General features: G+C 45.2%; 16 protein-coding genes. 15 read left to right on the plus strand and 1 reads right to left on the minus strand.

Annotated features, from left to right (window positions below; translation table 11 throughout):
* Positions 1 to 34 precede the first annotated feature (34 nt).
* The 14 genes from ACHZES_RS00425 to ACHZES_RS00490 all read left to right on the plus strand — a co-directional run bounded on the left by ACHZES_RS00425 (position 35) and on the right by ACHZES_RS00490 (position 16,881).
* Positions 35 to 1,363, plus strand: a complete 1,329-nt coding sequence (locus tag ACHZES_RS00425) for a 6-phospho-alpha-glucosidase (RefSeq protein ID WP_038280726.1) — start codon at positions 35 to 37, stop codon at positions 1,361 to 1,363.
* A gap of 223 nt (positions 1,364 to 1,586) precedes the next feature.
* Positions 1,587 to 2,354, plus strand: a complete 768-nt coding sequence (locus tag ACHZES_RS00430) for an adenosylcobinamide-GDP ribazoletransferase (RefSeq protein WP_038280729.1) — start codon at positions 1,587 to 1,589, stop codon at positions 2,352 to 2,354.
* A 45-nt stretch (positions 2,355 to 2,399) separates the two neighbouring features.
* Positions 2,400 to 2,852: a bifunctional adenosylcobinamide kinase/adenosylcobinamide-phosphate guanylyltransferase gene (locus tag ACHZES_RS00435; protein WP_038280731.1), complete on the plus strand. Its 453-nt coding sequence runs from the start codon at positions 2,400 to 2,402 to the stop codon at positions 2,850 to 2,852.
* 23 nt (positions 2,853 to 2,875) lie between these two features.
* Positions 2,876 to 3,871, plus strand: a complete 996-nt coding sequence (gene cbiB / locus ACHZES_RS00440) for an adenosylcobinamide-phosphate synthase CbiB (protein ID WP_395547344.1) — start codon at positions 2,876 to 2,878, stop codon at positions 3,869 to 3,871.
* 33 nt (positions 3,872 to 3,904) lie between these two features.
* Positions 3,905 to 4,993: a pyridoxal phosphate-dependent aminotransferase gene (locus ACHZES_RS00445; protein ID WP_395547343.1), complete on the plus strand. Its 1,089-nt coding sequence runs from the start codon at positions 3,905 to 3,907 to the stop codon at positions 4,991 to 4,993.
* Between the two features lie 4 nt (positions 4,994 to 4,997).
* On the plus strand, positions 4,998 to 6,536 hold the full coding sequence (locus tag ACHZES_RS00450; protein WP_395547342.1) for a cobyric acid synthase: 1,539 nt from the start codon (positions 4,998 to 5,000) through the stop codon (positions 6,534 to 6,536).
* Between the two features lie 132 nt (positions 6,537 to 6,668).
* Positions 6,669 to 7,301, plus strand: coding sequence for a precorrin-8X methylmutase (locus ACHZES_RS00455; protein ID WP_395547340.1), 633 nt, complete (start codon positions 6,669 to 6,671; stop codon positions 7,299 to 7,301).
* Between the two features lie 84 nt (positions 7,302 to 7,385).
* Positions 7,386 to 9,002 (plus strand): response regulator, encoded by a 1,617-nt coding sequence (locus ACHZES_RS00460; RefSeq protein ID WP_154520876.1) that lies wholly within the window; start codon positions 7,386 to 7,388, stop codon positions 9,000 to 9,002.
* Positions 9,002 to 10,798 carry a sensor histidine kinase gene (locus ACHZES_RS00465; RefSeq protein ID WP_154520875.1) on the plus strand — a complete coding sequence of 599 codons (1,797 nt, stop codon included), beginning with the start codon at positions 9,002 to 9,004 and terminating at the stop codon, positions 10,796 to 10,798. The genes ACHZES_RS00460 and ACHZES_RS00465 overlap by 1 nt, the downstream gene beginning before the upstream one ends.
* A complete protein-coding gene (locus tag ACHZES_RS00470) occupies positions 10,795 to 11,766 on the plus strand; it encodes a substrate-binding domain-containing protein (protein ID WP_038280741.1) in 972 nt (323 codons plus the stop codon). The genes ACHZES_RS00465 and ACHZES_RS00470 overlap by 4 nt, the downstream gene beginning before the upstream one ends.
* Positions 11,767 to 11,782: 16 nt before the next feature.
* Positions 11,783 to 12,805 carry a galactose ABC transporter substrate-binding protein gene (locus ACHZES_RS00475; RefSeq protein WP_395547339.1) on the plus strand — a complete coding sequence of 341 codons (1,023 nt, stop codon included), beginning with the start codon at positions 11,783 to 11,785 and terminating at the stop codon, positions 12,803 to 12,805.
* Between the two features lie 190 nt (positions 12,806 to 12,995).
* On the plus strand, positions 12,996 to 14,114 hold the full coding sequence (locus ACHZES_RS00480; RefSeq protein ID WP_038280745.1) for a galactose ABC transporter substrate-binding protein: 1,119 nt from the start codon (positions 12,996 to 12,998) through the stop codon (positions 14,112 to 14,114).
* Positions 14,115 to 14,293: 179 nt separating this feature from the next.
* Positions 14,294 to 15,850, plus strand: coding sequence for a sugar ABC transporter ATP-binding protein (locus tag ACHZES_RS00485; protein WP_038280746.1), 1,557 nt, complete (start codon positions 14,294 to 14,296; stop codon positions 15,848 to 15,850).
* A gap of 32 nt (positions 15,851 to 15,882) precedes the next feature.
* On the plus strand, positions 15,883 to 16,881 hold the full coding sequence (locus tag ACHZES_RS00490; protein WP_038280882.1) for an ABC transporter permease subunit: 999 nt from the start codon (positions 15,883 to 15,885) through the stop codon (positions 16,879 to 16,881).
* Positions 16,882 to 17,055: 174 nt separating this feature from the next.
* Here the strand turns inward: ACHZES_RS00490 and ACHZES_RS00495 are convergent, their stop codons facing one another.
* The gene (locus ACHZES_RS00495; RefSeq protein WP_395547338.1) at positions 17,056 to 17,508 is read right to left on the minus strand and encodes a CYTH domain-containing protein; all 453 of its coding nucleotides are present in this window, start codon (positions 17,506 to 17,508) and stop codon (positions 17,056 to 17,058) included.
* 177 nt (positions 17,509 to 17,685) lie between these two features.
* Here ACHZES_RS00495 and ACHZES_RS00500 point away from each other — a divergent pair, with 177 nt between their 5' ends.
* Entirely contained in the window at positions 17,686 to 18,750 is a 1,065-nt protein-coding gene (locus tag ACHZES_RS00500) for a galactose ABC transporter substrate-binding protein (RefSeq protein ID WP_395547337.1), read from the plus strand.

Consider the following 18,750-nt stretch of genomic DNA (forward strand, 5'->3'; position numbering starts at 1 on the left):
ATTATTGTTAGAAGAGAAAGATTAAGGAGAAAAAATGAAAAAATTTGTAGTTACTGTCGCCGGAGGTGGCTCAACGTATACACCGGGAATCATTCAAATGTTACTTGAAAACCAAGACCGTTTCCCATTAGAAGAAATCAAACTATATGATAACTTGGCTCAGCGTCAGGAACCGATTGCTCAAGCAATGCAAATATACTGTCGTGACAACTATCCGGAGGTTAAGATTAGCTATTCCACAGACCCTGCGGAATCATTTACAGGAATTGATTTTGTCATGGCCCAATTACGTGTGGGATTATATGACATGCGTGAAAAAGATGAAAAAATTCCATTGAAATATGATGTTGTGGGACAAGAAACTTGCGGACCCGGTGGAATTGCCTATGGTATGCGCTCAATTGCAGGGGTCATTGAGGTATTAGACTACATGGAAAAATACTCTCCGGAAGCTTGGATGTTAAATTACTCAAACCCCGCAGCAATCGTAGCTGAAGCAACACAACGTTTACGGCCAAACTCAAAGATTATTAACATTTGTGATATGCCAGTTGCTATTGAGACTATATTTGCAGCTATTCTTGGTCTTAAGTCTAGAAAAGAAATGAACGTTCGTTATTATGGTTTAAACCACTTTGGTTGGTGGACAAGTATAACCGATAAAGCGGGAAATGATTTAATGCCAAAATTAAAAGAATTTGTCGCAGTAAAAGGTTATGCAGCTGAAACAGAAGACTACCAGCACCGGGCTCAAAGCTGGAAAGATACTTATCTAAAAGCAAAGGATACATTTGCCTTAGATCCGGAAACCTTACCAAATACTTACCTAAAGTACTACTTATATCAAGATGATATTGTGGCCCATGAAAATAAAGACTTCACCCGTACCAATGAAGTACAAGCCACACGTGAAAAAGATGTATTTGCAAAAGCACATCAAATAATCGAGGCAGACTCCGCACATGATATTTCTTTTGCAACAGGATCACCACATGCCTCTTTTATCGTAGATCTTGCTTGTGCAATTGCATTTAACACCCAAGAGAGAATGCTGTTGATTGTTCCAAACAATGGTATAATCTCAAACTTTGACCCGACCGCAATGGTAGAAGTACCTTGTCTGGTTGGTAAAAACGGCCCGGAACCATTAGCCATGGGAACAATCCCGACCTTCCAGAAAGGTTTAATGGAACAACAGGTTGCAGTTGAAAAATTAGTGGTAGATGCCTGGATGGAAGGTTCCTACCAAAAACTATGGCAAGCATTAACTATGTCCAAAACGGTACCTTCAGCGGGTGTGGCTAAGAAAATTTTAGATGAACTCATTGAAGCAAATGGTGATTTTTGGCCAGTATTAAAGTAGTCAAAAGATTATAGGCACCCAACAAGGGACAGCAAAGCGGATACTTCATGTAGCGAAGTATCCGCTTTTTTTCTATGCAGTATGCTTATGATGAAAACGGCGAGATTATTATGAAAACAAAGACAGTACTTTTGAATAGAAATGACTTTTTTTTTATTCTGTGATATGATAATTTTATGTGCCGGGTGTACAGTCTGGCTTAAGTATTATGAGGAGAAAGAATATGAATCTTTTTGGCAGCTTAGTTATTGCGTTTTCTATGTATTCCCGTATCCCAATGCCCCAACTGGAGTGGACAAAGGAGCGGATGAAATATGCCATGTGCTTTTTTCCTCTCATTGGAGCAGTCATCGGCCTGCTGGAATTTGCTGTCTATCTTGGCTGCAATGCTCTTGGATTCCGTAATCTCGGGCAAATACTTCCGATAGTAATTCCCATCCTGGTTACGGGAGGCATACATATGGATGGATTTCTGGATGTGGTCGATGCAAGATCGTCATACGGAGACAGAAAGAAAAAGCTCGAGATATTAAAGGATCCCCATACAGGTGCTTTTGCTATCATCGGCTGCGGTGTTTACCTGGTTCTTTATCTGGCTGTCTTTTTGGAAATGCGTCCGGCTGTAATACCTGTTTATTGCCTGTCATTTGTAGTTACCAGGGCCTTAAGCGGCCTGTCCGTGGTTACATTTCCCATGGCAAAGGAAAGCGGGCTGGCAGCCTCTTTTTCCGGGGCAGCCCAGAAGCGGGCAGTGGCAGTTGTTATGGCTTTGTACTTAGCAGCGGCAGTATGGGGAATCTGGTATCTGGGAGGAGCGGCAATTGTAGCAGTGGTTCTTGTTGTTTGTCTTCTTATTTATTGGTATTATTATACTATGGCCAAGCGGGAATTTGGAGGCATTACCGGAGATCTTGCAGGGTATTTTCTACAGATATGCGAACTGGCCCTTGTAGCCGGCCTGGCTGTGATTTCTCATGTAATATCACTATAAAGCGTGGCGAGTTTTTCCCAAAGCATGAGAAGAAAAGAGGAAATTATGATATTAATTATAGGCGGTGCATGGCAGGGAAAGCTGGTCTTTGCCATGGAACTGGCAAATAGTGCCGGAAAAATGAAGAAAGACGACGGGAAAACGCATTTTACCCCCTTGTTTGAGAACAGCGCGACCCACTTTACCGGGCATCAAATCGCAGAAGGCAGCAGGGACAGCTTCGAAGCCGCCATGACACGCCCGATTATCCACGGTCTTCATGAGTATATAAGAAGGCTTCTAAAAGAAGGGAAAAGCGTTGATGCCTTTCTCGAGGCGGTTTGGCGTCAGAATCCCGATGTTATTATTACCTCCGATGAACTGGGCTGCGGCATTGTGCCCTTTGATCCGGCAGACAGGGAATGGAGAGAAGTGTCAGGAAGGGCCTCCGTAAGACTAGCCCGGATTTCCAGGGAAGTTTACCGTATGGTATGCGGAATTGCAACTCAGATTAAATAGACAAAAGGTCAGGAAACAAAACGATGATGAGACTACATTTAGCAGCGGTGTTTACCGGATGCTTTCTGGATTTATGCTTTGGAGATCCCCGCTGGCTTTGGCATCCGGTTTGCGGCATAGGATCCCTAATAAGCTGGTTGGAGAAAAAGCTCAGAAACATGTTCCCCAAGGGAGAAAAAGGGGAAAGGAGAGCCGGACTTTGGCTGGTGTTCCTTGTGCTTTTGGTCACGGGTGCAGCATCCGGGGCAATTCTCTGGACAGCTTATTTCCTTTCCCCTTATGCGGGATTTCTTATAGAAAGTATCATGTGCGGCCAGATGATGGCATGGCGTTCCCTGCGGGAAGAGAGTATGAAGGTCTATAAGGCCTTTTCAAACGGGGATGTGGAAGGCGCCAGGCATGCCGTATCAATGATCGTAGGCCGGGATACGAAAGAATTGTCGGAAGAAGGAATCACAAAGGCTGCGGTGGAAACCGTGGCGGAAAACACTTCGGATGGAATTATCGCTCCCCTGCTCTTCATGGCTCTTTTTGGAGGAGTGGGAGTGTTTTTATATAAGGCGGTAAACACCATGGATTCCATGGTGGGCTATAAAAATGAACGGTATCTCTGGTTCGGACGTGCTGCGGCCAGGCTTGATGATATCTGCAATTTCATACCGGCCCGGATATCCGCAGCCCTGATGATAGGGGCAGGATATGTGTGCCAGCTATTATATGGAATCAGGAAAAAGGGAAACCCATACAGCGGCAGGAACGGCTTAAATATATTTAAGAGGGACCGATTTAATCACAAAAGTCCCAATTCAGCCCAGACAGAGGCGGTCTGTGCTGGGGCGCTGCAGATTCAGCTGGCGGGAAATGCCTGTTATTTTGGAAAGCTATATGAAAAGCCTACCATTGGAGATCCGGTGAGACCGGTGGAATACGAGGATATTCCCAGAGCTAATTGCCTTATGACGGTTACCTATGCGTTAGCCCTGATCCCTGTATTTCTGCTGTTCCTTATCATTATTTAGCACATTCAAACATTTGACCAGGAGAAAAATAATATGGAATATCAGCATGGCGGAGATATATACACCAACAATGTGACAATAGACTATTCAGCCAACATAAATCCCCTGGGGCTTCCTCAAGGGGTAAAAGAGGCTCTATATAAAGCAGCAGATAATTGTTCCTGCTATCCTGACAGCCAATCCATGAGCCTTCGGAAGGCACTGGCAGGATTTCACGGGGTTTCGGCCGAGCATATCATCTGCGGAAACGGAGCTGCAGATCTGATCTTTCAGGCCGTACAGGCATTAAAACCGAACAAAGCCCTGCTAATCGCCCCTTCTTTTTTAGAATACGAACAGGCTCTTAAGGCTTCTTCCTGCAGCATCGTGCACTATTGCTTAAAAGAGGAAAACGGATTTCGGCTATCTGAAATGGAGCTGATCGACTGGCTGAAAAAAAGCAAGCTTGATATTCAGATGCTGTTTTTATGCAATCCCAACAATCCCACCGGATATGCCGTAGAGAAGGAAGCGATGGAGAGAATTCTGGAATATTCCAGAAGACACGGGATTTTTTGCGTGGTAGATGAATGTTTTAATGAATTTTTACAGGAGCCTGAGAGATATTCAGTCCTTGATCTCATAAGAGACGGCGGTTATGAGAACGTCTTTCTGTTAAAGGCATTTACAAAGCTGTATGCCATGGCCGGTCTGCGCCTGGGCTATGGGATATGTACAGGAAAAGAAGTTTTGGATCAGATGAACCTCATACGCCAGCCCTGGAGCGTTTCAAGCCTTGCCCAGGCGGCAGGAGAGGCAGCCCTTTTGGAGACGGAATACGTAAAGAGAACAAGGCAGGAGATCACTTCTGAAAGGGAGCATTTAAAATCAGCCCTTTCTTCCCTTGGCTTTCATGTTTTTGATTCCATGGCTAATTATATTTTCTTCCGGGATCTAAGGCCAGAGGCTTTTGCTCAAGAGAGACTTCTGTATAAACAGCTACTGGAGCGGAAAGTCCTGATACGTTCCTGTTCCAATTACAAAGGACTTGACGATACTTATTATCGGATCTGTGTAAAGCAGCGGAAGGAAAATGAAGAGTTTCTTTCTATATTGAAATCCATAGTGACAGAAGGGAAGTAACCGAATGGCAAAGACGATCATGATACAGGGAACCATGTCCAATGCAGGGAAAAGTTTAATTGCAGCCGGCTTATGCCGGATCTTTAAACAGGATGGATATCGGGTGGCCCCTTTTAAATCCCAGAACATGGCCTTAAATTCCTATATTACGGAGGAGGGACTGGAAATGGGAAGGGCCCAGGCGGTTCAGGCGGAAGCAGCAGGAGTAAAGCCAGAGGCAGCCATGAATCCCATTCTATTAAAGCCCACCAATGATATTGGGTCCCAGGTAATTGTAAACGGCATATCCATTGGAAATATGTCTGCCAGGGAGTATTTTGCATACAAAAAGAATCTAGTGCCGGAGGTCAAACGGGCATTCCAAAAGCTGTCAGAGGAATACGATATCATTGTCATAGAAGGAGCCGGAAGCCCGGCGGAGATTAATTTAAAGCAGGATGACATCGTAAATATGGGAATGGCAAAGATGGCCGATGCGCCGGTGCTTCTGGTAGGAGATATCGACCGGGGAGGTGTGTTCGCACAGCTTTACGGAACGGTAATGCTTTTGGAACCAGATGAAAAAGCCCTGATCAAAGGCCTGATTGTCAATAAATTTCGCGGGGACAAGACGATTCTGGACCCGGGCTTAGAAATGATTGAAAAACAGCTTTCCATCCCAATTGCCGGTGTGGTTCCATATATGGATGTGGACATAGAAGAAGAGGACAGCCTTGGTAATCATCTGGCTGGAACGGTTAGAACGGAACGGACCGCAGTGGAAATTGTGGTGATCCGAATGCCCAGAATCTCTAATTTTACGGATTTTCAGGTCTTTTCAACGATACCATGGGTAAGCCTGCGCTACGTGGATCGTGTTTCTGATCTGGGGAACCCGGACTTCGTTATACTGCCTGGCAGTAAAAGTACCGTCCAGGATCTGCTCTGGATGAGGGAGAACGGCCTGGAGGCTGCAATCCTTAAGCTTCAGGCCAAAGACGTTCCGGTATTTGGCATATGCGGCGGCTTTCAAATGCTTGGAGAAAGCATATCCGATCCCTTCCAGATGGAAACGGATGGGGCGGTCCTGCCGGTACGAGGCATGGGACTTCTGCCGGTCCGCACCGTATTTGGAAAGGAAAAGACCAGAACAAGAGTGGCAGGATCCTGCACGAGCGTAGGAGGGATATTTGAGGATCTGTCAGGTTTGGATGTGGAAGGCTATGAAATCCACATGGGAGAAACCACCAGATCCGTACCGCCCCTTACCTATATCATGGAATGCCAGTCCGGCTCCCATTTAGCGAAAATGGACGGCTGCCAGAGGGGAAATGTATATGGTACCTATATCCATGGATTCTTTGATAAGGAAGGGATTGCAATGACCATTGTAGAAGCTCTTGCAAAAAAGAAGGGCATTACTCTGGATCTTAATGGCGGTTTTAACTACCAGGAATATAAAGAAGAGCAATATGACCGTCTGGCCGCCCAATTAAGAGCCAGCCTTGACATGGAAGGGATCTATGAGATAATGTTCACGAAAGCAATGAGCAGTGTGAAATAGGACAGGAGAAGATTTTCGTTGTGCTTGCACATAAGAAAATCTTCTCATGGCCTATTTCAAAGGGCGAACGCCCGTGAGCTGGCAAAACCACAGGTTTTGCCAGCTCCACTGCGGACCAATGAGGAGGAACAAATGGAGCTAAAAGAACTAGACCGGGTACTCCCCGAGGAAATAGAAAAAAGAAGTTTTGAACTGATCACCAAGGAGCTTGGAGAAAAAGTCCTTGATCCGGAATGTGAATTGGTCATCAAACGGGTGATTCATACCACCGCTGATTTTGACTATGCAGATAATCTGGTATTTTCTCCCCACGCCGTATCAAAAGGAATCAGGGCGCTAAAAGAAGGCGCACATATCATTACAGATACAAACATGGGAATGGCCGGCATTAACAAGGGTGCCCTAAAACGCAATGCCTGCAGCGTCAGCTGCTTTATGGCGGATGAGGATGTAGCAGAGTATGCAAAGCTCAACCATACCACCCGGGCCTGCGCCAGCATGGATAAAGCGGCAGGACTTTCCGAGGACTGTATTTTTGCAGTAGGAAATGCCCCCACAGCCTTAGTGCGCCTTTATGAATTAATCAAAGAAGAAAAAATCCATCCCAAGCTGATCATCGGCGTTCCGGTAGGTTTTGTCAATGTGGTCCAGTCAAAAGAAATGATCATGTCCCTTCCTGACATCCCCTATATTGTGGCAAGGGGAAGAAAAGGCGGAAGCAATGTGGCAGCGGCAATCGTCAATGCCCTTCTTTATCAGATATAACAGCAATAACAGCAATAACCTGGTTATTGCCAATAATTTGGGTTTAAGGTATACCCGCCAAGATTTTCAGAGGGGAAGAACAGCATGGACTTATACAGCATAATTTTAGTAGATGACGAAGAAGAAGTACGTAAAAGCATTATAAAAAAAATAGAATGGCAGGCAGCCGGGTTCCGGGTGGTAGGTGATGCGGAAAACGGGGAAGATGCCATGGAAAAGATCGAGATTCTGGAACCTGATGTGGTATTAACGGATATCCGTATGCCATACATGGACGGCTTGGCACTTGCAGAAAAGGTACGGCAGCGGTACCCTTCCATGAAGGTGGTGATCTTTTCCGGCTATGATGATTTTGAATATGCCCAAAGAGCAATCAAACTGAATGTAACAGAGTACATTTTAAAACCAGTCAACGTAGAAGAACTGACTTCCATACTAAAAAGGATCAAGGCTAATCTGGATCAGGAAATAGAAGAAAAAAGGAATTTAAGCCGCCTTCGGGAAAATTACCGGAAAAGCCTTCCAATCATCAGGGAGCAGTTTTTCAATGATCTGGTGCACAAAAATCTTCCGGAAGAGCTGGTGGAACAGAAGCTTAGGGAGTATGGCGTACCTGTTATGGGGGCGAGAAAATGGATCATCGTTGCCATTGACGTGGAAAAAGGGGAGGTCAGGGAAACCCTGTCCCTTCACAATGAGGAGGAACTGATCCCCATATCCGTCATGCAGATTGTCAGGGAAAAATTAGAGGGATATTGCCGGTTTTCACTTTTTCAGTCCGTTTCAGAGGCAGAAATGGTGGTGATCGTTGCTCTTGACGATGATAACTCCACCACAGGTTTAATCGATGTTCTGGGAGATATCTGTAAGGAAACAAAGAGGATCCTGGAGGTTCCGGTTACCATGGGCATCGGCAAAAGCTTCCGGGAACTGTCCGGTTTCCGGGAAGCCTACCAATCTTCCATTGATGCCCTGGGCTATAAAGCCATAGCCGGAAGAGGGACTACCATTTACATCAATGATATGGAGCCTGTGGGAGTAGGAAAGCTGGAATTTGACAGTGTAACAGAGGCAGACTTAATCTCAGCCATAAAATTCGGCCCCGGCGAAAAGATCGAAGCAGCGGTAACCAGGATTATCGAAAAGATGGAATACGCAAAAGTCCATTACCGCCAGCAGCAGGTCTATATGTTCGGCGTATTAAACAGCGTCCTCCAGATGATGCAGCAGTATGACTTAGCCCTTGAAGATATTATGGGCGGGGAACTTAAGGACATGGAAATCTTTGATAAGATAAAAAAGAAAGAGGAATTTGGCCAGTGGCTTTTTAAAATTGCAGGGAAAATGAACCAGTTCATTAACCAGGAGCGTGATATGACTACGCGCCAGGTAATCCAGGAAGCAAAGCAGTATATTATGGACCACTACCAGAATCCCGATTTGTCTGTGGAAATGATTTGCCGCCACCTTCATATGAGCCCGGCCTATTTTTCCACCATGTTTAAAAAAGAAACCGGACAGGCTTATATCGCCTACTTAACCGATGTCCGTCTGAATAAGGCGGTAGAACTGCTTAACAAAACCGATGATAAGACCTATGTGGTAGCAGCGAAGGTAGGATATCAGGAACAAAACTATTTCAGCTACGTATTCAAGAAAAAATTCGGAGTATCACCGACTAAATTCCGCGGAGCCAGGTAATGGAAAGAAAGAATATCAGCATTCGTTATACAATTTTTGTATATTTTACTGTGACTGCTTTGGCAGCCAGTCTTTTGATTACGTTTTCCTTATACCAGCGCCTTTCCACCCAGGTGGGGGAAATGGTGCAGGAGGAAAACCAGAGCCTGATTCATCAGGTGGCCAGGTCTGTGGAATCTTATTTGCTTACAGTCATGAAGCTGTCGGATTCCCTGTATTACGGAGCCGTAAAAAATGCCGATCTATCTTCGGAATCCATTAATAACGAGATCACGCTCTTATATGATAACAACAAGGATAATGTGGACAACATCGCTCTCTTTTCCCAATCAGGAACCATGGTGGAAGCGGTTCCTGCCGCAAGGCTTAAAAGCGGCCTTGACGTGACCAGGGAAAATTGGTTTTTAAATGCTTTGGAAAAGACAGAAAACCAACATTTTTCTTATCCCCATGTCCAGTATATTTTTGACAGCAATGAAAACCAGTACCGGTGGGTGATATCTTTATCAAGGGCCGTGGAGCTGACGGAGGGAACCTCTACCACCCAGGGCGTGCTTTTAGTGGATTTAAGCTATTCCAGCCTGGAACATCTTTTTGACGGGGTGACAACAGGAAAGGGCGGCTACGTATATTTAATCAGCAATGACGGGCAGATCCTGTACCATCCAAAGATCCAGCTCATCGACTCCGGCCGGATGCAGGAGAACAATCTTGTTGCAGCCGGCTATAAGGATGGTAACCACCGGGAGGAATTTCAGGGGGAGACCCGGAACATTACGGTTAAATCCATTGGTTATACGGGTTGGAAGATCATTGGAGTCACACCTAAAAATGTGGTTTCCTTAAATTCCATAAAGACCAGGCTTTTTATCGTGTTCCTCATAACCTTAATCCTGTTCATCCTTGCCCTGATTAACTCCTATATCTCAACCCGTATTACCAACCCCATCCAGGAGCTGGAAAAGTCAGTAGGAATCCTGGAAGAGGGAAATTTGCAGGCGCCAATTTCCATTGGAGGGTCCTATGAAATCCAGCATCTGGGAAATTCCATTAAAAATATGGCAAAGCAGATCCGGGTCCTTATGGATGACATCGTAGCGGAGCATGAGGCCAAGAGAAAACAGGAATTTGATACCTTGCAGTCGCAGATCAATCCTCATTTCCTTTATAATACCCTTGACATCATTGTCTGGATGATTGAAAACGAACAAAAAGCAGAGGCTGTCAAAGCAGTAACGGCACTGGCTCGTTTTTTCCGGATCAGCTTAAGCAAAGGGAAGAGCATTATCACGGTCAGGGATGAATTGGAGCACGTGCGCAATTATCTGATGATCCAGCACATGCGTTTTAAGAATAAATTCTCCTATGAGATTGATGCGTCCGAGGAATGCATGGAGCTTTCAAGTTTAAAGCTGGTTTTGCAGCCGCTTGTGGAAAATGCCATTTATCATGGAATGGAGTTCATGGACGGGGATGGAGAAATTATTCTAAAGGTCTGGAAAGATGAAGAAGACTTATGCTTTATGGTGAAGGACAATGGCCTGGGAATGACCGAAGATCAGGTGGCGGGCTTATTTTCCGATCAGGTCCAAGTCACTTCCAAAAAGGGTTCAGGAATTGGTGTAAAAAATGTCAATGAGAGGATCAAGCTGTATTTTGGGGAAAAGTACGGCCTGACCATTGAGTCAGAGCCTGACGAAGGAACGGTGATTACCATCCGCCTTCCTGCGGTTCCCTATGGCACGGCCATTGCACCCGAAGAAAAAATGGGCGGTGAAGAGGAAAGCAAATCATGACAAAACAGGAAAAGTTATTGTGGACACTGCTGGCGGGAGTGCTTGTGATCCTGTTTCTTTTATCCTCCACTGATTTAATCATCAAGGAGAAGAAAACAGAAATTTATCCGGTTTCCGTCATTATCGGTGATACTTCCGATGATTATTACGTAAATTTCAGAAAGGGTGCTGATAAGGCGGCTGTGGAGTACAACGTAGATGTCAGCTTTATTACACTCTATGAGAAGGGGGATGCCAATCAGCAGATAGAACTGGTTCAAAGGGAAATAGGCGACGGCGCATCAGCAGTGGTCCTGATTCCCGTCAAGTCGGTGGAATGTGTAAAAAGGCTTGATGACATGGTTCTAAACAGTCCGGCTGTTATGCTGGGAAGCTTGCCTCCCAATGACCAGGTAGGAAGCGGCATATCCCCGGATTATGAAGAAGAGGGAAGAATGCTTGGACAGGCGATTGCTGCAGAGAACTCCCCGGATATTCCTGTATGGATATTTACAGAAGGGCTTGAGTTTGGGTATAACCGGGAGTCATATGACGGACTTGTATCCGCTCTTTCAGAAGCCGGATTTTCCATGAATCTCTATGAGAAGAAGGCAGAAGGTACCTTTCGGGAGGCCATTGAGGGCATGGTTTATCCCGGCAGCAAAAAAGCGGTTGTTGCGGCTATCGATGTCAGGAGCCTTGATGAGACCGCGGATATCATTTCTGGGAGTCCGGTTTACGGCAATGTCATTGAAGGCCTTTACGGGATCGGCAGCACAACCAAACTTTTAAAGGAACTGGATAATGAAATCATTAAAGGACTGGTTGTAAGCGACCAGTTTGATGCCGGTTATATGAGCATCCAAAAGGCAGTGGAAGCGGTTCATGGGGGACTTCAAAGAACACAGATTATTTTGGATTCTTATTATATTCGGAAAGCCAATCTGCGGGAAAGCAAATTTGAAAGGATTTTGTATCCAATTGATTGAGATGGGGGAATAGAATATGAAGAAACGATATGGTATTCTGGCAGTGGTGGTCATCCTGCTGCTGACACTTTGGGGAGTGTTTTATCAGAGTCGGAGAGAAGGCGGCAAGGAAGAAAAAAAGTCTATACGCATTGGAGTGACCTTGTACCGGGGGGATGATTCCTTTATCAATACCCTCAGGGGAAATATTGAGGAGCAGGCTAAGGAGTATGAAAAGGAAACAGGTATTAAGGTGGTCATGGAAATTGTGGATGCCAAGGGGAACCAGAATACCCAGAACAGTCAGGTAGACCGCTTTATTTCCCTGGGCTATGATGCCATCTGCGTGAATATTGTAGACCGTTCCGTGGCTTCCAACATCATCAGCAGAGCCATGGATGCCAGCCTGCCGGTGGTGTTCTTTAACCGGGAACCAGTGGAAGAGGATATGCGGCGCTGGGAAAAGCTTTATTATGTGGGAGAAAATGCAAAAGAGTCTGCAATTTTGCAGGGAAACATTCTGGTAGATGCCTATAAAAAAGATCCGTCTTCCCTTGACCTAAACGGAGACGGAAAGGTCAGCTATGTGCTTTTGGAAGGAGAAAACAGCCATCAGGACTCCTTAATCCGTACAGAATGGTCCATTCAAACCCTAAAGGATGGCGGAGTGCCACTGGAAAAGATCACCGGAGGAATTGCCAACTGGGATAGAAGCCAGGCATCCGCCTGGATGGAGCAGTGGCTTTTGGAGTACCCGGATGAGGTGGAAGTGGTAATCTGCAATAATGATGACATGGCTTTGGGAGCGGCCGATGCTCTGGAACGGAAAGGGAACTTGAGTCCGGTTAAGATTGTAGGAATTGACGGCACGCCTCAGGGGCTTGAGGGGCTTCGAACGGGAAAACTGTTTGGAACGGTTCAATGTGACAGCCAGGAGTATGCCAAAATTATTTTTAAAATCGCTGCCGCAGAGTCTCTTGGTCAAAATGTACAGGAAATTGTAAAATTGGACCGTGATAAGTATTATGAATGCAGGCAGAAAGCCCTGACCGCCCAGTAATGGGCGGATTTGTTGTGCATAGTGAGTAATAATATCGAAATTATTTGATGGAAACAGGAGAAATCTAAAAAAATCGATACATATCCCAAAAAAATTATATGGAAAAATGCACAAAAGAAAGCTATAATGTGCATGTCGGTAAGGTAAAAACACCAATCGATAACAATATAATGATAAGGGAGGATTTATCATGAGATTACTCAAAAAAGCATTAGCAGTAGGCCTTGCTTCCGCAATGGTATTTTCCATGGCAGGATGTGGAGCAGGTTCCAAGGGAACAACGGCTGCACCAGAGGCTACTACGGCAGCAGAGACCAAGAAAGAGGAAACAAGCGCAGAGACCACCGCAGAAGCAGTGAAAGATGCTGTTGGCGGAGATGTAGCGGACAAGAAAGTCGGTATCTCAATTTACAAATTTGATGATAACTTTATGACTCTTTACCGTACAGAGCTTCAGCGCTATCTGACAGAGGACTTAGGCTTTAAGAAAGAAAATGTTGTAATCCAGGATGGTAAGGGTGATCAGGCTGAACAGACCAACCAGATCCAGAACTTCATTACCCAGAAATATGATGTATTGATTTTAAACCTTGTGCAGGCTTCTTCTGCTCCTGAAATCACAGATATGTGTAAGGCAGCAGGAATCCCGGTTGTTTACATAAACCGTGAGCCAGATACTCAGGAAGAGCAGAGATGGAGCGATGACAAGATTAACGCTACTTATGTAGGTTGTGACGCTAGACAGTCCGGTACCTATCAGGGAGAAGAAATTTTTGAAACTTCCAACAAGGGCGATATTAACGGTGACGGCGTTGTTTCTTATATTATGATCCAGGGTGACCCGGAGAACGTAGATGCTCAGTACAGAACAGAATTCTCTGTTAAGGCTCTTACAGATTCAGGCATGCAGGTAAAAGAACTGTTAAAGATGCGTGGTGACTGGGATCAGGCAAAAGCTCAGCAGATCGCTCAGGATGCTTTAACACAGTATGGTGATCAGATTGAAGTTATCTTCTGCAACAACGATGCTATGGCACTTGGTGCTCTTCAGGCAATCGAGGCAGCAGGACGTACCGTAAACAAAGACATCTATTTAGTAGGTGTTGATGCTCTGACAGAAGCTGTTCAGAATGTTATCGATGGCAAGCAGACAGGTACCGTATTCAATGACCACTTCTCACAGGCTCGTACAGCAGGCGATATGGCTGTTAAATTTATCAAGGGTGAATCCGTTGATAATGTAAACATGGTAGACTATATCAAGGTTACCAAGGATAATGCTCAGGAAATTCTTGACAAATTAAAATAATTTCCAGCAGCCGGTAAAAGAAACGGGTGTGTCGGTAAGGCACACCCGATTTTTAAAGGTATCCGAAGTCACAGGTATACCTTAATGCCCAGAAAACATGGGCAATAAATAGGAAACACCTTACAGGTGTACCTTAATGCCCAAAGAACACGGGCAATAAATAGGAAAGGAGAAACGGGATGGCAGAGGAATACAGACTGGAAATGATAGGGGTCAGCAAATCCTTCCCTGGTGTTAAAGCGCTTGATAAAATCAACTTAAAAGTACGTCCCGGTACCGTTCACGCCTTAATGGGTGAGAATGGAGCAGGTAAATCGACCCTTATGAAATGCCTTTTCGGCATTTATAAAATGGATGAAGGAAATGTTCTTATTGACGGGAAGGATGTGAGCATCGCAAATCCCGATGAAGCCCTTGGCAAAGGTCTTGCCATGGTGCATCAGGAGCTGCAGCCGGTTCCGGCGCGTTCCATTGCGGAAAATATGTACCTTGGAAGGTATCCTTTAATAAAAATAGGTCCGTTAAAGATCGTTGACCATAAGACCATGAACCAGGAAGCGGAGAAGTGGTTAAAAGATGTAAAAATGAGTTTTAATCCCAGGGCAAAACTTGGGACACTATCAATCGGACAAATGCAGTCAGTGGAAATTGCAAAGGCAGTGAGCCAGAATGCAAGGCTGGTAATTTTGGATGAACCGACCTCATCACTGACTGATAATGAAGTGGAAGCGCTGTTTCGAATTATCAGGGAATTAAAATCCCGCGGTGTTTCTATGATATATATCAGCCATAAGATGGCAGAGATCCGGCAGATTGCCGATGACATCACAATCATGCGCGATGGTACATACGTAGGCTCCTGGAAAGTAAAGGACATTTCGGATGACGAAATCGTAAAGCAGATGGTCGGTCGGGAATTAAGCAACGTCTATCCGCCCAAGGAAGATTATCGGACAGATGAGACTGTTTTAAAAGTAAGCCATGTAAGCAGCATCCACGCTCGCTCTTTCCGGGATTGTTCTTTTGAATTAAAGAAAGGTGAGATTCTGGGATTTGGAGGCCTGGTTGGTGCTCAGAGAACAGAATTGATGGAAGCGATTTTTGGAATGCGTCATATTGCAAGCGGTGAAATTGAAATCCTGGGCAAAAAAGTGACGATCAAGCGTCCTCAGGATGCCATAAACGATTCCGTGGGAATGATCACGGAGGACAGACGTGGAACCGGTATTATTGGATGCTTAAGCATTGCGGATAACACGGCTATTGCTTCTTACCGGAATTATACCAAAGCCGGAACCATTAACAGCAAAAAGGTGGGGCAGGTAGTAAAGGATAGCATCGCAAAGCTGAGTATTAAGACACCCAATGACAGGACCCTGATTCAATCTTTATCAGGAGGAAACCAGCAAAAGGTAATCATCGCCAGATGGCTGGCGAATAACCCGGATATTCTGATCATGGATGAACCCACCAGAGGAATTGACGTTGGTGCAAAATATGAGATTTATCAGATCATGATAGATCTGGTAAAGCAGGGAAAATCGATTATCATGATTTCTTCCGAAATGCCGGAGCTGATTGGCATGTCAAACCGGATTATCGTTATGTGCAATGGCCATATTACCGGAGAACTGGAAGATGATGAAGCAACTCAGGAGAAGATTATGGCTTTTGCCACTAAATTTGATTTAAACGATAAAGTAACAGAAAATTTCACACAGGAGGTTAAATCATGACATCGAAGAAGGTTGACGCGAAAGATTTACCTATGCAAACAAATAAAGTTAATGTAAAGGACTTTCTTATTAATAATGGAATCATCGTCGTACTTATCATGCTGGCAATCTTTACTGCAATTAAGCAGCCGTCCTTTGGTTCCTTTGACAACTTAAAAAACATTGCTCTGAACGTAGCGCCACGTTTTATCATTGCCTGCGGCGTATCCGGATGTCTGATTACCAGAGGTACAGACCTTTCCGCCGGACGTATGGTAGGGCTATCCGCCTGTATTGCAGGTACTTTGCTTCAGAAGCCAGGATATAGCGGAAAATTTTTCCCGAATCTTCCTGATTTTGGAATCTGGTGGGTATTCGCAGTCCTGTTAATCTGTATCGCTGTTTGTGCGATTTTCGGTCTGATCAATGGTATGGTTGTTTCCTTTCTGCAGGTTCCGGCTTTTATCGGAACGTTAGGTATGCAGCTGATCGTTTACGGTGTCTGCCTTGTTTATACCAATGCGACTCCCATCGGCGGCTACCGCCCTGCGTATACAGAGGTAGCAAAGGGCAGACTTTTTGGAGTAATCCCTTACTTGTTCTTAATTGCTCTTGCAATCGGGCTTGTAATCTGGTTTGTATATAATAAAACGCCTCACGGCAAATATATGTACGCAATCGGCGGAAACGAGCAGGCAGCAGAAGTTTCCGGTGTTAATACAAAGAAAACGAAAATCATCATTTATGTAACAGCAGCAGCCCTTTATGCACTTGGCGGTTTCCTTGTAGGCGCAAAGTCCGGCGGTTCCTCTGTTAACATGGGAATGGGCTGGGAGCTGGAAGCCATTGCAGCATGTACCATCGGCGGCGTATCTGTTAACGGCGGTATTGGTAAAGTATCCGGTGTATTAATCGGAGTACTGGTATTTGAAATCTTGAAGACCTGTCTGCAGTATCTGGGTGTTGACACCAACTATCAGTATATTGCACAGGGAATCGTTATCGTAGTAGCGATTGCTCTGGACATCAGAAAGTATATTGCAAAGAAGTAATTCCTTTGAGAAGTTTATAGAAAAAGGAATCGGAGCAGGGGCAGCGGACTCTTAAGAGAAATCCGCCTTTGTTCCGGTTCCTTTTCTGAATGATATTTTAATGAAAACGTGAGCCGTAAGAGTCTGTATAAGGGGTATCCTTGGACTCCTGCGGCTCGTTTTATTCATAAGCTATTATAGAAACTGGCTCAGCCTGCTGTTTTGATATTCTCCTGAAAACGTTACATCTTCTCCAAACCAGGAAGGAGGGCTGAATCTTTCTGCTTCTTCTCTTTCCGGAAATTCCACTTCGGCCAATATTAACCCTTTAAAACGTCCATCAAAGACATCCAGTTCGATGGTCAGATGATCGGAACCTTCCAGGGGGATTAAATATCTCTTTTTTGTAAGAATATGGCCATCCGCTTTTTTGATCAGATGTTCATAAGACTCTCTTGTCAGGGGGAGGTTGTATTCCTCCCGTTCCAAAAGTCCCTTTGATTTGTAGGTAAGGTAAAAGGAATCATCCTCCCTGCGGATCCGGACAACAGGTTCGGTGGACAGATATCCCTGTTCTATGAAGTGGCAAGGGTAGGCGGTGTAATCTGCCGGCGGGTGGGATATGAGATATTTACGTTCTATTTCCATTGGAAAATCCTCCTGCTTTTTATACTGATGCGCCGCAAAGCGGTATTTGGCGAATGCGGCAAGATAATCGACACTTGCGTCATTATACCACATGGGAACAAAAAGTAGAAGGTAGTGGCAAAAAAAGAAAAAACGTGGTAATATGGGAAAAACAGTGGAATTCAGGAGATTCAGGACATGAAACGTTTAAGTAAACGGATTTTTGTGGTTTTTCTGATTGTTTGGGCTGCTTCTCTGCTTCATGGCTGCGCTCCGCAGGAGCAGGAGAAGAATACCAAAGCAAGTTCAGCATCAGAAGCAGGCACGGAAGGGGTCCGTGAGGAGACAGGCCCTAAGATTGGGGTAAGTATATACCGGTATGACGATACATTCATGAAGCTGTATCGCTCGGAGCTAAAGCAATATCTGGAGGAAACCTACCATGCGGAGGTGGTCATGCGCAATGCCGGCGGAGATCAGGAAGAACAGAATCGGCAGATCGGCCAGTTTATTTCGGATGGGTGTGCCGGGATCATTGTAAATCCAGTGGAGGTGTCCGCTGCGGTGGGGCTTGCAGATGCCTGCAGCCAGGCAGGGATCCCTTTGGTTTTTATTAACAGGGAGCCAAGCGAGGAGGAACAGAAGCGGTGGCAGGACAACCACATGGCCGTCTCCTGCGTTGGAACGGATTCCAGACAGGCAGGAACCTATCAGGGTGAGATCATCCGGGAAATGCCTGATAAAGGGGATATAAACGGTGATGGGGTAGTGTCTTATGCTATGATTATGGGTGAGGACGGCAACGAGGACAGCCTTTACCGGACGGAATATTCCATAAAAGCCCTGGAAGAAGGGGGAATGAAGACGGATAAACTGTTTTCCGGCAATGGAGACTGGAACAAGGATCAAGGGAAGAAGCTTGCCCAGGAGGTGCTAAACACCTACGGAAGCAGGATAGAGGTGATCTTCTGCAACAATGATGCCATGGCGAATGGAGCTTTGGAAGCTGTAGAAGAGGCAGGCCGTGTGCCTGGAAAGGATATTTACCTGGTAGGGGTGGACGCCCTTCAGGATACAGTAAAATATATAAAAGAGGGTAAGATAACCGGGACTGTTTTAAACGATCACGAGGGACAATCCCAGACAGCTGCCGATACTTTGATAAAGATGATTGACGGGGAAGATGTGGACACAAGGTATCAGGTGGATTATATCAAGGTCACTGCAATCAGTACCTTTCATACGTTAAAAGGAGAGGATTAA

Origin of the sequence: Lacrimispora sanguinis (assembly GCF_044987295.1) — a bacterium.
Lineage (GTDB): Bacteria > Bacillota > Clostridia > Lachnospirales > Lachnospiraceae > Lacrimispora > Lacrimispora celerecrescens_B.